The 15,171-nt window shown below is 67.3% G+C and carries 13 protein-coding genes and 1 pseudogene (1 of these 14 cut by a window edge); 6 read left to right on the forward strand and 8 right to left on the reverse strand.

The window, feature by feature from the left end; translation table 11 throughout:
* Nucleotides 1-724, reverse strand: the start of a protein-coding gene (locus AL072_RS05090; protein WP_045581250.1) for an ABC-F family ATP-binding cassette domain-containing protein. Its footprint begins 875 nt before the window's first position; only the first 724 of its 1,599 coding nucleotides appear in the window; it begins with the start codon at nucleotides 722-724; the stop codon falls past the left edge of the window.
* A gap of 121 nt (nucleotides 725-845) precedes the next feature.
* Here AL072_RS05090 and AL072_RS36220 point away from each other — a divergent pair.
* A pseudogene (locus tag AL072_RS36220) lies at nucleotides 846-995 on the forward strand (hypothetical protein); the annotation flags it as partial.
* A complete protein-coding gene (locus AL072_RS05095) occupies nucleotides 996-1,487 on the forward strand; it encodes a TetR/AcrR family transcriptional regulator (RefSeq protein ID WP_245636766.1) in 492 nt (163 codons plus the stop codon).
* A 9-nt stretch (nucleotides 1,488-1,496) separates the two neighbouring features.
* On the opposite strand, the gene AL072_RS05100 is transcribed toward AL072_RS05095, so the two are convergent.
* Nucleotides 1,497-2,834, reverse strand: a complete 1,338-nt coding sequence (locus tag AL072_RS05100; RefSeq protein ID WP_245636767.1) for a sensor histidine kinase — start codon at nucleotides 2,832-2,834, stop codon at nucleotides 1,497-1,499.
* The gene (locus AL072_RS05105; protein WP_045581249.1) at nucleotides 2,831-3,571 is read right to left on the reverse strand and encodes a response regulator; all 741 of its coding nucleotides are present in this window, start codon (nucleotides 3,569-3,571) and stop codon (nucleotides 2,831-2,833) included. Before AL072_RS05105 ends, AL072_RS05100 begins: the two co-directional genes overlap by 4 nt.
* A 224-nt stretch (nucleotides 3,572-3,795) precedes the next feature.
* On the opposite strand from AL072_RS05105, the gene AL072_RS05110 reads away from it, so the two are divergent.
* Nucleotides 3,796-4,566: an alpha/beta fold hydrolase gene (locus tag AL072_RS05110; protein WP_052709937.1), complete on the forward strand. Its 771-nt coding sequence runs from the start codon at nucleotides 3,796-3,798 to the stop codon at nucleotides 4,564-4,566.
* A 62-nt stretch (nucleotides 4,567-4,628) separates the two neighbouring features.
* Nucleotides 4,629-6,398: a cytochrome c biogenesis protein DipZ gene (locus AL072_RS05115; RefSeq protein ID WP_045581248.1), complete on the forward strand. Its 1,770-nt coding sequence runs from the start codon at nucleotides 4,629-4,631 to the stop codon at nucleotides 6,396-6,398.
* 42 nt (nucleotides 6,399-6,440) lie between these two features.
* Here AL072_RS05115 and AL072_RS05120 read toward each other — a convergent pair whose 3' ends face one another.
* The gene (locus AL072_RS05120) at nucleotides 6,441-6,947 is read right to left on the reverse strand and encodes a MarR family winged helix-turn-helix transcriptional regulator (protein ID WP_045581247.1); all 507 of its coding nucleotides are present in this window, start codon (nucleotides 6,945-6,947) and stop codon (nucleotides 6,441-6,443) included.
* Nucleotides 6,948-7,066: 119 nt separating this feature from the next.
* On the opposite strand from AL072_RS05120, the gene AL072_RS34155 reads away from it, so the two are divergent.
* Both AL072_RS34155 and maiA read left to right on the forward strand, forming a co-directional pair.
* On the forward strand, nucleotides 7,067-7,258 hold the full coding sequence (locus AL072_RS34155; RefSeq protein ID WP_144428149.1) for a hypothetical protein: 192 nt from the start codon (nucleotides 7,067-7,069) through the stop codon (nucleotides 7,256-7,258).
* Between the two features lie 10 nt (nucleotides 7,259-7,268).
* Nucleotides 7,269-7,928 (forward strand): maleylacetoacetate isomerase, encoded by a 660-nt coding sequence (maiA, locus tag AL072_RS05125; RefSeq protein ID WP_045581246.1) that lies wholly within the window; start codon nucleotides 7,269-7,271, stop codon nucleotides 7,926-7,928.
* A 246-nt stretch (nucleotides 7,929-8,174) separates the two neighbouring features.
* Here maiA and gyrB read toward each other — a convergent pair whose 3' ends face one another.
* From gyrB to AL072_RS05145, 4 genes are all read right to left on the reverse strand, one after another.
* Nucleotides 8,175-10,664 (reverse strand): DNA topoisomerase (ATP-hydrolyzing) subunit B, encoded by a 2,490-nt coding sequence (gene gyrB, locus AL072_RS05130; RefSeq protein ID WP_045581245.1) that lies wholly within the window; start codon nucleotides 10,662-10,664, stop codon nucleotides 8,175-8,177.
* Nucleotides 10,665-10,755: 91 nt separating this feature from the next.
* Nucleotides 10,756-11,874, reverse strand: a complete 1,119-nt coding sequence (recF, locus tag AL072_RS05135) for a DNA replication/repair protein RecF (protein ID WP_245636768.1) — start codon at nucleotides 11,872-11,874, stop codon at nucleotides 10,756-10,758.
* Nucleotides 11,875-12,013: 139 nt separating this feature from the next.
* A complete protein-coding gene (dnaN, locus tag AL072_RS05140; protein WP_045581243.1) occupies nucleotides 12,014-13,144 on the reverse strand; it encodes a DNA polymerase III subunit beta in 1,131 nt (376 codons plus the stop codon).
* 178 nt (nucleotides 13,145-13,322) lie between these two features.
* Nucleotides 13,323-15,062 carry a hypothetical protein gene (locus tag AL072_RS05145; protein ID WP_045581242.1) on the reverse strand — a complete coding sequence of 580 codons (1,740 nt, stop codon included), beginning with the start codon at nucleotides 15,060-15,062 and terminating at the stop codon, nucleotides 13,323-13,325.
* Nucleotides 15,063-15,171: the final 109 nt, after the last annotated feature.

The following is a 15,171-nucleotide window of genomic DNA, read 5'->3' on the forward strand; positions in this document are numbered from 1 at the left end:
GCTTTTCCGCGTGGGCCAAACCCTGCTGTGCGGCGTCCAGTTCCGTCGCTTTGCGCTCGTGATAGCACGTCCAGTTGCCGCCATGGCGAGCGGCACCCAGCGAGGTCAGCTCGACGATGGCATCCATCCGGTCGAGGAGTTCGCGGTCATGGCTGACCACGATCGCTCCGGACCGCCAGCCGGCGAGGAGGGCAATCACCAACTCCCGGCCGGAGCGGTCGAGGTTGTTGGTCGGCTCGTCGAGCAGCAGGAAATCCGGTGCGGCGAAGACCGCTGCGGCAAGGCTGGCGCGAGTCCGCTGGCCGCCCGAAAGCTCCGCCAGCCGGGTATCGGGACCAATATGGAGCCCGACGCGCGCAAGGGCGGCGGTGATGCGGTCCGCCAGTGTCCAATCGGCGTCCGCCAGTTCCTCCGCCCCAGCTGCCCCGGCCTCGGCACGGCGCAGGAGGGCGAGCGCCCCGGCCACGCCGAACAGGTCCGCCACCGTTTCCCGCTCGCCGGGTCGGACCGTCTGCTTCAGGAGACCGAGCGTGCCGTTGACCCGGACGCTGCCGGCGAGTGGCTGAAGGTCTCCCGCGATGAGTTTCAGCACGGTCGATTTGCCAACTCCGTTTCGTCCGACGAGGCCGGTGCGCTCTTGCCCGAAATTCAGGTCGACACTGGTCAGGACGCTGTGGCCATCGGGCGCCGCCCAACTGATCCGGGAGAGGGAAATGGATGCCATGCGTCGCCCCTTGTTGGGTTCAGGATATCAGCACGCATACGTGCTGATATCAGGCGACGGTGGAAAACGCAACGCTCCTGTGCTGTTTTGGCGTCGGATGGAGAATTGAGGGGACGTGAGCGTGGACATAGGTGGACGCAAGCCAGGGGGGAGACCGACCAGGGAGCAGGCCGCGGCCATCGATGCGCGTATCCTGGATGGCGCCAGGGCCGTCTTCTGCCGCAAGGGGGTCGTCAATAGCGGTTTGGAAGAGATTGCGGCCGAGCTCGGTGTGTCCAAGCACACGCTTTACCGCCGTTATCCCAACAAAGCCGCCCTTCTCGAAGCCGTGGTCGGGCGCGATGTCGGGCGGTTCCGCGAAGCCCTGCTGACCGCCGCCGTTGGCGAGGAGGAAGAGGGAGCGCTCGGCGCGCTGCGCCGCGCCGCATTCCGCTATGTCGAGATCGGGTCGTCGCGCGACTACGCCGCCTTCTATCTCTCCGTCAGCGCCGAGGCCGCGGTTTCGGCTGCTCTCCGGGAGCGGTTGGCATCCTGGTCGCGCGATGCGCTGGAACCGCTTGTCGGGTTCGTCGCCACTGCACAAGGGTCGGGCGAACTGCGGGCGGGCGATCCGATTTCGGTCTGTGGGATCCTGATCGACCTGTTGGAGGGCGTCAACAACCGCCTCCGGCTTGCCGACGACGCAGCGGCGGACGCGCCGTCCCCCTTGCGGCTGTTCGATGAACGCTGGACCGTCTTCACCGCTGCCTTCGGAGGCAGCTAACCCCCAAGGTCAGCCGAGCGTCACCTCTGCACAGAGGCCGCCGGTGCGCCGGTTCCGCAGCGTCAGCGACCCGCCGATCGCCAGCGCCAGCTGGTGAGCGATGGCCAGCCCCAAGCCGGTTCCTCCGGAGTCGCGGTTGCGGGACTGTTCGAGTCGGTAGAAGGGCTGGAGGACCGCGGTGAGCTGATGCTCCGGAATGCCGGGGCCGGTGTCGCGGACAACGATGCCGATCCGGCCACCATTGTCCCGGGTCACCGTTATCTCGGCCTCTCCGGCGAATTTCAGCGCATTGTCGATCAGGTTGGTCAGGATACGGCGCAGTGCGTGCGGCCGGGTGATCAGGACCGCGCCGGAGAGCCCGCGGATGGTCACCGGCTTGCCCATGTCCTGATAGTCGAAGGCAAGGCTTTCGACGAAGGAGCCGACGTCGATGCGCGCCGGTGTCTCGACATCGCCATGGGCGCTGCGCGCATAGGCTACCCCTTCACGCACCAGCCGTTCGATCTGCGACAGATCCCGGAGCAACCGCTCCTTCTCCGGGCTGTCCTCCGCCATTTCGACCCGCAGCGTCATGCGGGTGATCGGCGTCTGGAGGTCGTGGGAGATGGCGGCGAGGATCCGCACGCGCTCCTCCAGGTAATGGGCGATCCTGTCCCGCATGGCATTGAAGGCAGTTGCGGCATGGGCGACCTCGCTCGGGCCGTCCTCCTCCAGCCGTGCAGCCTTGCCGCCGGGATCAAGCGTCTCGGCCGCATTGGCGAAGCGCGTCAAGGGGCGGATCGCCTGACGCACGGCAAGCCAAGTGCAGAGGGCCAGCAGTAGAAGTTGGGCGGCCAGCAGGAGTGGGAGCCAAGCGGCGAGTGGCATGAGCGCCGGCGTCACGTCGATCGTCACCGGTGAGCCGTCGCGGAGCGTGACATGGGCCTGGAGATGCGGGCGGTTGCCCTGAATGGTCTCGACCACCACCGGGAAGCCGGGGCCGGCACCGCCGTTGATGGCGCGGGCGATCTCCGCGCCGCGACTGCCCAGATCCGGCACGCCCGGCAGGCCGGGGCCAAGCTCGTAACGGTAGGTGCGCCGCTCCAGCACCGCCAGCCAACGGCCACGCTCCTCCGGCGGAAGGCGGTCGAGCAGTGCGACCGAGGTCGCCACATCCCGCTCCAGCGTGCCGAGCATCATCGCCTTGGCGGCACTGGTGCGCTCCAGGAACAGCGCCCCGAAGGACAGTCCGTGCGCCAGGACAAGTCCGGTCAGGAGGATGAGGAACAGCCGCCAGCGCAAGGTGCGCGGCGGATGCAGGAGGCGACGGAACCGGCGGACCGCGCCGCTCATGACCGTGTGTTTCATGGTCGTGCCCTCGTGATCTCCACCGGCATTGCCAGCACATAGCCTTCATTGCGGACGGTCTTTATGTGGCTGGGCCCACGCGCATCATCGCGAAGCCGCTGCCGGAGCCGGCTGACCAGCAGGTCGATGGACCGTTCGAACAGTTCCGCCTCGCGTCCCTGCGTCAGGTTGAGAAGCTGGTCGCGCGACAGAACTCGCTGTGGGTGGTCGAGGAAGACACGCAGCAGCCGGTATTCCGCACCGCTCAGCGCAACAGCGGTGCCGTCCTGGTCGAGCAGATGGCGGGCGACAGTGTCGAGCCGCCAGTTGCCGAAGCACAGAAACTGTCCGGCCTCACTGATCTGGAGATTGGGCGGCAGCATGCGCGCCCGGCGCAGGATCGCCTTGATGCGGGCCAGCAACTCGCGTGCGGCGAACGGCTTCGCCAGATAGTCGTCGGCCCCCATCTCCAGGCCGAGAATCCGGTCCATCTCGTCGTTGCGCGCGGTCAGCATCAGGACCGGTATCGTGGCATGCGGACCGGCGCGAAGCTCCCGGCACAGAACCAGCCCGTCATCTCCCGGCATCATGATGTCGAGCACGATGAGATCCACCCGGTCGCGCTCCAGGAACGATCGCATCTGCCGGCCGCCGGCGGCGAGGGTCACGCGCAGGCCGTTCCTCTTCAGATAGCCGGATACCAGTTCCCTGATGTCCCGGTCGTCATCGACGATTAGGACGTGGTCGATGCGATCCATTCGGTCGAACCCCGCTGCTGTTCGACGGGCACACGACGGGTGGCGTCCTGCCCGCGTCCGGCGGTTTGTGTCGGCCTGTATCCGCACCGTCGGCTGATACATGCCGCTACAAAATACCCCTGGCGCACGCCGGCATTCGCATCGTTCCGTCTGGACAGCCCGCTTTCCACCGATATAGTTATCAAAATAATCATTATGATACAAATCACCTGAGAGGATACTCCATGCTCCCGTGCAAATTTCCGACTGTCCTGTTCGGTCTGGCCCTCTCGCTGGCGGCTCCCTGGTCGCCGGCTGCCGCCGCCCCGGTAAAGTCCGTGGTCATCGTGCATGGCGCCTTCGCCGACGGCTCGGGCTGGCGCAAGGTTTCCGACATCCTGACCGCCAAGGGCTATTCCGTGTCGATCGTCCAGCAGCCGCTGACCTCGCTCGGCGACGATGTCGCGGCCACCCGCCGTGTCCTCTCCCTTCAGACGGGCCGGACCGTCCTGGTCGGCCACAGCTATGGCGGGATGGTGATCAGCGATGCCGGGAACGACAGGAATGTCGCGGCCCTGGTCTATGTCGCCGCCTTCGAGCCCGACAAGGGCGAAAGCCTCGCCAAACTGGCCGAGAGCAAGCCGGTGCCGGGTGCCGAGCCGGGTGTCGTCAAGGCGACCGCCGACGGCTACCTCTATCTCGACCCGCCGGCCTTTGCCGGCGCCTTCGCCGCCGACCTTCCGCCGGCCGACGCGGCCTTCCTCGCCCACTCCCAGGTGTTCGCGGCGAAGGACGCCTTCACGACGCCGGCCGGGGAGCCGGCATGGAAATCAAAGCCGAGCTGGGCGCTGGTGGCGACCGCCGACCGCTCGATCAATCCGGAGTTGGAACTGGAGATGGCCCGCCGGGCCGGCAGCCATGTCCGGTCGGTCGAGGCCAGCCACGCCGTCTACGCCGCTAAGCCCGACGCCGTCGCTGCCCTGATCGTCGAGGCGGCCGAGGCCGTTTCCCAATGATCTCTCAATGATTTGCCGGGTCGGGCGCGATCCAGTGCCCGGCCTTTCGAAAGGGTTCAGCCATGATCCTCTTTCTCGTCTCCTTCCTGGCGGGCGCCCTGACCATCGTCAGCCCCTGCATCCTGCCGGTCGTGCCCTTCGTCTTTTCACGGGTGGGGCAGCCGCTGTTCCGCAGCGTCCTGCCGATGCTGTTCGGCATGGTGGCCAGCTTCGCCGGGGTCGCCGCGCTGTCCGCCGTGGGCGGAGGCTGGGCGGTGGAAGCGAACGGAGCCGGGCGGGCCGCCGCCATCGCGCTGATGGCCGTGTTCGGGTGGACGCTCCTGTCGCCCCGCGCCGCGGCGGTGCTCAGCCGTCCGCTGGTCGCCGCCGGCAACCGGCTGTCCGGTCGGGCCGGTGTAGCCGGGTCGCTCCTGCTGGGCGTTGCCACCGGTCTGCTCTGGACACCCTGCGCCGGGCCGATCCTCGGGCTGGTCCTGACTGGTGCTGCGCTACACGGCGCCAGCCTGCAAACCACCTTGCTGCTGATGGCCTATGCGGCCGGAGCGGCGACATCCCTGACGCTCGCCCTTCTTGCCGGCGGCCGGGTGCTGGCGGCGATGAAGCGGTCGCTCGCCGTCGGGGAGCGTCTCCGCCAGGGGCTCGGCATCGCTGTCCTCGCGAGTGTCGGCGTCATCGCCCTGGGGTTCGACACGGGGGTGCTGGCCCGCCTGTCCTATGCCGGCACGTCAGGCGTCGAACAGTCGCTGATCGACCGGTTCGCTCCTGCCGCTGCCGGAGCGTCGGGTGCGCCGGAGAAGTCCGGGACGGGCCTGGTGCTTGCCGATGCCCGGCAGGTCTACCGCAGCAGCTTGCCAGTCGAGGGCCTTCTCCCTTCCTTGGACGGTGCAACGGACTGGCTGAACTCAAAGCCGCTCACCACGGAGGAACTGCGTGGAAAGGTCGTCCTGATCGATTTCTGGACCTACTCCTGCATCAACTGCATCCGGACACTGCCGTACCTGCGGGCATGGGCGGAGAAGTACAGAGACCAGGGGCTGGTGGTGGTCGGTGTCCATGCCCCGGAGTTCGCCTTCGAAAAGCAGATCGGGAACGTGCAGAAGGCGCTGCGGGATTTTGCCATTCCCTACCCGGTGGCGATCGACAATGACTTTCGCATCTGGCGGGCGTTCGGCAACAGCTATTGGCCAGCCTTCTATATCGCCGATGCCACCGGCCGGATCCGTCATCACCAGTTCGGCGAGGGCGGGTATGAGCAAACCGAACGGGTCATCCAGGACTTGCTGGCAGAGGCCGCTGGGGGCCAAGGCAGCGAGGGTCTAGTCGGCGAGGGCCGGCTGGTCAGTCCGGAGGGGCAGGGCGTCCAGGCGCCCGCCGACCTCGACGACATTCGTTCCGGCGAAACCTATGTCGGCTACCGGCAGGCTGCGAACTTCGCGTCGCCGGAACGGGATGGCATCGACCGATCGCAGGACTATACCGTCGGTACGCTGCGGCTCAACCGCTGGGGGCTTTCCGGCAACTGGACGGTCGGGGCCGAGCAGGCCCGGCTGAACCGGGCGGGCGGGGCGATCGTCTACCGCTTCCGGGCGCGTGACCTGCACCTCATCCTCGGCCCCGCCCAGGACGGCAAGCCGGTCCACTTCCAGGTCACAGTCGACGGCATGGCACCAGGACCGGATCACGGAACGGACACGGACGCCGAGGGCTACGGCACCGTTTCGGAAACCAAGCTCTATCAGCTGGTGCGGCAGGCCGGCGCGGTGCGGGAACGGACCTTCGAGGTCCGCTTTCTCGATCCCGGAGTCGACGCCTATGCCTTCACCTTCGGCTGAGGAGAAGCCCGAATGGCCTTGAACCTCCGCATCCAATCTCTTTCATTTGCTGGCCTGCCGGAGGTTGTCGCGCAATTGGGCGACCGCTCTCTGGAGGGTGCGGAACTCGTCGGGCGGAAGTCCGGAAGCCTTCACCGTCAATTCGCCGAAGCCCAAGCCCTTCTCGCGAAGCTGGCGGCCCGCCTCGGTCAGAGAGACACGGACGCTCCGTTCGTCCTCGTCGTCGCGCATCCGCGTGACATAGCCCATCGCCTCAAGCCGTTGCAGCATGGGCGTCATGGTGCTGGGCTCCAGGAAAAGCTTCTCGCTAAGGCTCTTGACGGTCTGTCGATCCTCCTCCCACAGGGTGATGATGGTGAGGTACTGGGGATAGGTGACGCCAAGCCGCTCCAGCACCGGCTTGTAGACCCGCGAATAGGCGAGGTTGGCCGAATAGATCGTGAAGCACATGAAATCCGCCAGCCTGGCGGTTTGCGACCTGCCGGCCGGCGCAGCAGATGGCGTGTCGGAGGTGGAGGCGGCGGGTGTGCCGGTGGTCTTGCGGCTCATGTCGTCACCGGAAAGTTCGGTTGTCCTGATCATCGTCGCCGTACCCGCTGGTCTTGGCGGGGCGTCGATGTGATTACGATCATAATGATTATCATACATCCACTGTAGGAGACAGCACGATGCGTGTCCTTCTTGCGGTGGTGGCAGCCATCGGGCTCGCTGCCGTCCCTTGCGCCTGGGACGACGATTCCCGCGAGGCCCCCTCCATCCTGGTTCCGCTCTCGCTGCCGCAGCCCCTTCCTTCGTCTGCCGCACCCGTTCCGCACCGGCTTGCCGACGCATCGGCAGGGGTGAGCACCCCCCGTCAGTGAGGACGAAGACATGAAGCTGTTCGAAGACCGGATCTCCTCCGCCGTCGCCCGTGTGCGGATCGCGCTGGCCCTGAAGGCAGTGGAGGTCGAAAGCGTACCGACTTCCATTCTCGGTGCGGAACCGCGCAGCCGGAGCGCCGATTACCTTGCGGTCAATCCGCAGGGCCTCGTGCCGGCGCTTCTGACCGATGACGGCGTGTTGATCACGCAATCGCTGGCAATCGTCGAGTATCTCGACGAGTGGTTTCCCGAACCGGCGCTTTTGCCGGCCGATCCGGCCGAGCGCGCGCTCGCCCGGTCAGTAGCCCTTTCCATCGCATCGGACATCCACCCCCTTTTGCCGCCCCGCGTGGCGAAGCGGCTGGGCACCATTCCGGGCGCCGATTCCATGACCGCTATGGAATGGAACCGTCACTGGATACAGGAAGGATTGACTGCGATCGAAGCTCTGTTGTCCCGGCAGCCGGAGAGACTGTTCGCCGTTGGGAACGCTCCGTCGGTCGCCGATATCGTACTTTTTCCGCAAGCCATCAACGCAGAGCGGGCGGGAATTTCCCTTGAGCGGTGGCCGCGCATCGCTGCCGTAATCTCGTCCTTGCGCACCATTCCCGCATTTGCAGCCAACGCGCCGGTGCCTCGGTCGGCAGATCATCGCGGACCGCGGCGGTGAGCGGGCCTGGGCCTGCGACCTCAGCTTCCTGCCCCCGGCCGCTGAACATCCGGATACGCCGCTTTTCGCATGGGGTGGTGATGAACCGGCAGCGCAAGCAAAGAGGGCGGAGCCATCTTGGCCCCGCCCTCTTTGCTTGCTCTCAGGGTCCGGAGAGGGACCCTGCCGTCTCCCGTGAGACAACGGTTAAAAGTGTCTCAAACATAGGATTCGGTTTCTCATCTTTTGCTTAACTGACCAGATGGATCAAACGTCCAGGTTCGACACCTTCAGCGCGTTGTCCTGGATGAACTCGCGCCGCGGTTCGACGATGTCGCCCATCAGGGTGGAGAACACCTCCTCCGCCTGATCGGCGTGGTTGACCCGGACTTGCAGCAGCGAACGCTTGGTCGGGTCCAGCGTGGTCTCCCACAGCTGGTCGGGGTTCATCTCGCCCAGACCCTTGTAGCGCTGGATGGTGACGCCGCGGCGCCCCAGTTCCATCACCGTGTCGAACAACACGACTGGACCGGTCAATGCGCGGGTTTCCTTCTGCTTCTCGAAGGCCTTGCCTGCGGTACCGAACACCCGCTTCAGGTCGGCGGCCAGCCCGTCCAGCCGGCGGGCCTCGCCACTCTTCAGCAGGTCGACGTCGAACAGGTGACGGTGGGTGACGCCACGCCGGGCGCGGATGACGGCATAACCGCCCTGCGGCAGGGCCTCGCCGCGCCAACCACCGTCGGCATCCATCAGGTTCATCCGTTCGGCGACCGCCTGCGCGGCGCTCTGCGCGGCGGCCTTGTCGTCGGCAAGCGTGGCGGCAAGTGCGCCGGCGACCGCCGCCTGTTCCACCACCAGGGCGTGGCCGACCTTGCGCGACAGCGTGTCGATCGCCGGCCGTGCGGTTCGGGCCTGCTCGACCAGACCGGACAGCTGGTCACCGATCAGCAGCGTACCGTCGGACAACTGGACCGACAGATCGCCGAGCGCGGCCTCCACCAGATACTCCTCCAGCGCCTTGTCGTCCTTCAGATACCGTTCCCTGGCGTTGCCGCGCTTGATGCGGTAAAGCGGCGGCTGGGCGATGTAGAGATAGCCGCGCTCGATCAGGTCGGGCATCTGCCGGAAGAAGAAGGTCAGCAGCAGGGTGCGGATGTGGCTGCCGTCCACGTCCGCGTCGGTCATGATGATGATCTTGTGGTAGCGCGTCTTGTCGGCATTGAACTCGTCGCGGCCGATGCCGGTGCCCAGCGCCGCGATCAGCGTGCCGATCTCCGCCGAGCCGAGCATCTTGTCGAAACGCGCACGCTCTACGTTCAGGATCTTGCCGCGGAGCGGCAGGATGGCCTGGAATTGGCGCGAGCGGCCCTGCTTGGCCGAGCCGCCGGCCGAGTCGCCCTCGACGATGAAGAGCTCCGACGCCGCCGGATCGCGTTCCTGGCAGTCGGCCAGCTTACCGGGCAGCGACGCCATGTCGAGCGCGCCCTTGCGTCGGGTCAGCTCGCGCGCCTTTCGGGCGGCCTCGCGGGCAGCGGCGGCCTCGACCACCTTTTGGACGACGCGCCGCGCGTCTGCCGGATGCTCCTCGAAATACTGGGCCAGCGCCTCGCCCACCACCGCCTCGACGACGGGGCGGACTTCGCTCGATACAAGCTTGTCCTTGGTCTGGCTGGAGAATTTCGGATCCGGAACCTTTACCGACAGGACGCAGGTCAGTCCTTCACGGGCATCGTCGCCCGACAGGTTGACCTTCTCCTTCTTGGCGATGCCGGATTCGGTGGCATAGTTGTTGATCGCGCGGGTCAGCGCGGCGCGGAAGCCGGCGAGGTGGGTGCCGCCGTCCTTCTGCGGGATGTTGTTGGTGAAGCAGAGCGTCGTCTCGTGGTAGCTGTCGTTCCACTGTAGCGCGCATTCCACCGTCACCACGCCGCCATGTTCGGTCGGACGCTCGTTCTTCAGGGTGATCGACGGCTTGTGCAGCGGCACCTTGGAACGGTCGAGCCACGATACGAAGGCTTCCAGGCCGCCTTCGTAATGCAGGTCCTGCACCTTCGGCTCCACCCCGCGCGCATCGGTCAGCACCAGGCGGACGCCGGAGTTGAGGAAGGCCAGCTCGCGCAGCCGGTGTTCCAGCGTGGCGTAGTCGAACTCGATGTTGGTGAAGGTCTCCGTCGAGGGCATGAAGGTGACTTCGGTGCCCGACAGCTCCTTGCCCTTTTCCGGCACCATCGGGGCCGGGCCGACATCGGCCAGCGGCGCCTCGGCGACGCCGTGGCGGAAACGCATGGTCCAGGTGCGGCCGGCACGCCAGATGCGCAGATCCAGCGTTTCGGACAGGGCGTTCACCACCGACACGCCGACGCCATGCAGGCCGCCGGAGACCTTGTAGCTGTTCTGGTTGAACTTGCCGCCGGCATGCAGCTGGGTCATCACGACCTCGGCCGCCGAGACGCCTTCTTCGGAATGGATGTCGGTCGGGATGCCGCGGCCGTTGTCGCGCACCGTGACCGATCCGTCGGCATTCAGCAGAACCTCGACCTTGTCGCAATAGCCGGCCAGCGCCTCGTCGATGGCGTTGTCGACCACCTCATACACCATGTGGTGCAGACCGGACCCGTCGTCGGTGTCGCCGATATACATGCCGGGGCGTTTGCGCACGGCGTCGAGCCCGCGCAGAACGGTGATCGACTCCGCCCCGTAGTCCGCCTGTTGGGGCTCCGACTGCGGGAGGTCGTTCTTCAGTGCTTCCTGTGCCATGGCGTCGACTATAACAGATTCGGTTGCGGATACGGCGGTTTAGCGTGCGGCAGCACGCATTTTTTCGGGGCTGGAGGCCATCTTTTTGTCTCTAGCCGGGGCGGATACGGGCATCCTCGATACGGAAGCGCCGGGCATCGTCGCCAAGGGGGTCGAAAACGCCGTCATCGGTGCCGGTCATCCAGGCCTGGGCGCCCAAAGCCAGGATTTCGCCGAACAGCGCCGCGCGCCGCTCGGGGTCCAGATGGGCCGCAACCTCGTCCAGCAGCAGGATCGGTGCGGCGCCGCGTTCGGCCGCCAGCAGGCGGGCGTTGGCCAGGACGATGGCGATCAGCAGCGCTTTCTGTTCGCCGGTGGAGCAGAAGGCGGCCGGCATGTCCTTGGGCACATGGCTGACGGCGAGGTCGCTCTTGTGCGGTCCCACCGTGGCGCCGCCGGCGTCGGCATCGGCGCGGCGGCCGGTCCGCAGCGATTGGCGCAGCGCATCCTCGGCTGCCAGCGCCGGGCCTTCGTCGAGCCAGCGCTCTACCGTGCCGTCGACGGCGAGGCCGGCGCCGGGGAAGGGGCCGACCGAGCGGGCGCAGGCGGCGCGCAACCGCTGCACGACCTCGCGCCTTGCGGCGGCGACGGCGATGCCGGTGGTCGCCATCTGATCCTCCAGCGCTCCCAGCCAGCCTTCGTCGAAACGGCCGTCGCGCAGCAGCCGGGCGCGCTCGCGCAGTGCATGCTCGTAGCGCGACAGCCGGCCGGCATGGGCCGGGTCGAATCCGAAGACCAGCCGGTCGAGGAAACGGCGCCGTCCGCTCGCCCCCTCGATGAACAGGCGGTCCATCTGCGGGGTCAGCCAGACCATGGCGACATGATCGGCCAGCGCGGTCTGACCCTTGGCCGGATGGCCGTCGATGCGGACCAGCCGGCGGTCGCGGTCGGACGTGCGCTCCTTGCCATGGGGCTCGCGGCCGGTGCCGATCTCCACCGATCCCATCGGGGTGTCGAGCGTCGCCGCCACCGCCCAGCCGGAACCGGGGGGCGAGCCCAGCCGCTCCACTTCGGCCAGACGGGCGCCGCGCAGGCCGCGGCCGGGGGCGAGGAAGCTGACGGCTTCGAGAAGGTTGGTCTTGCCGGCGCCGTTCGGGCCGATCAGGGCGATGGGGCGGCGGTCGGGTTCCAGCCGGGCGGAGTCATAGCCGCGGAAGCGGGTCAACGTCATCCGCCGCACCGCCAGCGCGGGAGCCGGCGCCGGTACCGGACCCGGGGCGCTGCCGGTCATTGAAGCTGCTGTATGCTGCAAGGAATCCGTTCCGCCCGGAGCAGGGACGATCCCCGGCTCCCCTTCAAACACGTCCCGATCAGACACGCATCGGCATCAGGACGTAGAGCGCCGTGGAGTCGGCAATGTCGCGGATGATGGTCGGCGACGCGGCGTCGGCCAGCGTGAACTGGGCACCCTCGCCCTCGATCTGCTGCGTGATGTCCAGCAGATAGCGGGAGTTGAAGCCGATTTCCAGCGGGGTCTCGGCGTAATTGACCTCCAGCTCCTCGGTGGCGCTGCCGGATTCGGGGCTGGTGGCGGACAGGGTCAGGGCGCCGCGGACGAGCGACAGTTTCACCGCCCGGCTCTTCTCGGTTGAGATGGTGGCGACGCGGTCGACGGCGGCGGCGAACAGCTTGGCGTCGACCTCCATCACCTTGTCGTTGCCGACCGGAATCACCCGCTCATAGTCGGGGAAGGTGCCGTCGATCAGCTTGGAGGTGACGACGACGCTGTCGAAGCCGAAGCGGATCTTGTTGTCGGACATCGACAGCTCGATGCGGTCGGCGGCCTCGTCCACCAGCTTGCGGATTTCGGTGACGGTCTTGCGCGGGATGATCACGCCGGGGATGCCGTCGGCACCGTCCGGCAGCGGCATCTCGACCCGGGCTAGGCGGTGGCCGTCGGTGGCGACCGCGCGCAGGACCGGCGTCTCCAGGCTGCCCATCTTGCTCTTGGCGGCGTGCAGGTAGATGCCGTTCAGATAATAGCGCGTCTCCTCGGTGGAGATCGCGAAGCGGGTGCGGTCGATCAGCGCGCGCAGGTCGGCGGCGGCGACCGAGAAATTATGCTTCAGCTCGCCGCTGGACAGCTGGGGGAAATCCTCCACCGGCAGGCAGGACAGCTTGAACTGCGACCGGCCGGAGCGCAGCGTCAGGATCGTGCCCTCACCGGCGATGTCCAACTCCACCTGGCTGCCGTCGGGCAGCTTGCGGACGATATCGAACAGCGTGTGGGCCGGCGCAGTGGTGCCGCCGGGACGCCCGACCGAGGCCGGAACCGTCTCGACGATTTCCAGGTCCATGTCGGTGGCGGCCAGCGACAGCTCGCCGTTGCCGGCACGCAGCAGGACGTTGGAGAGGATCGGAATGGTGTTCCGCCGCTCGACCACACTCTGCACGTGACCCAGGGAACGGAGAAGGGCGGCGCGTTCGATGGTGATGTTCATGCTGGCGTGGTCTCGGCCGGGCTGAGATTGCGAAGCTCGCCGGGGTGATTGCCGGAAACCGGCCGCCCAGCCCCGAGCGGGCGCGCATCATACCACATCGGCGGGTGGGTCGAACCAAATTGTTGCGGTCAGGGCCTTCGGCCAGGGGGGATCCGAGGAGTTCTCGCCCGGTGCCCCCTCAGGCCCCCCTTCGCCGCGCCTCGTGCAGGCGCAGGATGTCGACGAAGTCGGCGCGCTGCCAGTTGCGGGAACGGGCCAGCTCGCCGCGGACCGCGGTGACGAAGGCATCGATCACCGCCCATTCGTCGGCATCGATCGATGCCTCGGCGTCGAGATAGCTGTGGACGACCCGGTGCAGGCCCTGGCTGACCGGACTGATCCAGTCGTCCACCGTCTCGCCCACCGCCGCCATCAGCCGGCGGATGCGCAGCAGATGGGCCATGCGGTGGGCGGGCTTCTCCTCCGGTTCCGCCTTCATCGCCTGGAGAAAGGCGAGGCGGCCGGTCTCCACTGCATAGAGGCGCAGGGACTTCAACTCCGGATTGGCATAGCCGGCATTGCCGAGATGGCGGCCCCAGCGCCAGACCAGGTCCAACAGCCAGACGATGTCCTCATGGTCGGGCACCGGGGCATGCCGGGCGTTCATCGCCGCCTGGAGCCGGGCCGCCAGGGCCGGCATCACCGTGCCGGTCAGGTCGCGGCTGACCGCGTTCAACTCCGCCCGGAGCGCCGGCCCGGTCGAGCGGCTGGCGAGGAAGCCGGTGCCGCTCAGCGCGGTCAGCGCCCGGTCGAACCGCTCGACCGCCTCGCCCAGCAAGACGCGTGTCGGGGCGGGAGCGGACAGCACGCCGCCGTCCTGGATCTCCATGTCGCCGAACATGCCGTCCACCACCTCGCGGATGGTGATGCAGGCGGCGTGGAAATGGCACAGCAGCGCACGCAGCAGCGGATGCGACTCGCGCACGGCCGGGCCGCCATGCTCGCGCACATGGCGCAGGAACACGTCATAGCGGCGTTTGACGTTCAGCCCGTAGAGCGGGGCGAACCAGGCCAGGACCTGCGACTGGTCGCGGAAGGGCAGGCCCAGGTCGCGCACCCGGCGGACGAAGCCCACCATCAGCGCAGACTGGCAATCGACCTCGGCGGAGCGTGGGCCGGAAGCGGCCTGCATCCCCTCCTCCCCCCTGATCTCCTCGATGTCGCGGCGCATGCGCTCGGTCAGCGGCACCAGAACGGCATTGTGTTCCAGCAGGGCGCGGACGAAGCCCAACAGGTCGCCGTCGATCGGCGCCTTGCGGCCGAGATACTGGGTGCGCAGCCCGGCGTCCTGGTGCGCCTCCTCGTTCGCCAAGGCCAGGAAGCGGTCAGTCAGCTTGCGGTCGCCGGCCAGGGCATAGAGGAAATCCAACGCTTCCCGCCGCATCAGGTCGCGCATCACCAGGGCATCGGGGCTAGTCAACACCGCGTCCAGCATCGCCTCGCGCGCCATGGCGTCCAGCCGGCCCTGCACCTCCGCCGCCAGGCCGGGGAAGGCGTAGCGGGCCAGCGCCGCCCAGATGCCGCCCATGTCCACCCGCTGGATCAGCGCCGGCACCGCTTCCGGCGAGCGGTAGAGGATGGGGTCGTCGACCAGGAAGGGCTCGAACAGGCTGGTGAACAGGCGCCGCGCCTTCATCGGGCGCAGGCGGTTGAAATGATCGACCAGCGCGTCGCGCAGGTGCCGCGCCCGCTCGGCATTCGGGCTCGCCGCTCCCTCCACCGCGTTGAGGACCGAGCGGATGGCGTGCATGGGGATGCGTGAGACGACCTCATCCATCTGGCGGCGGAAGGCAGCCTGATTCAGGCCATCCCCGACCGGACCGCCGGTCGACGGGCCGGTGGACAGAATGGCGGTCGTGTCCGTCGGCGTGCTGCTCATGCGCCCAACACCTCGCGGGATTGTCCTCGCCTGGACGTCCATGATCCCGGGAGATTATTAAATAACCTTTGCTATTTCCATGCGCATCTTGGTTACGGTTTTATGATTA

Origin of the sequence: Azospirillum thiophilum (assembly GCF_001305595.1) — a bacterium.
Classification (GTDB): Bacteria; Pseudomonadota; Alphaproteobacteria; order Azospirillales; family Azospirillaceae; genus Azospirillum; species Azospirillum thiophilum.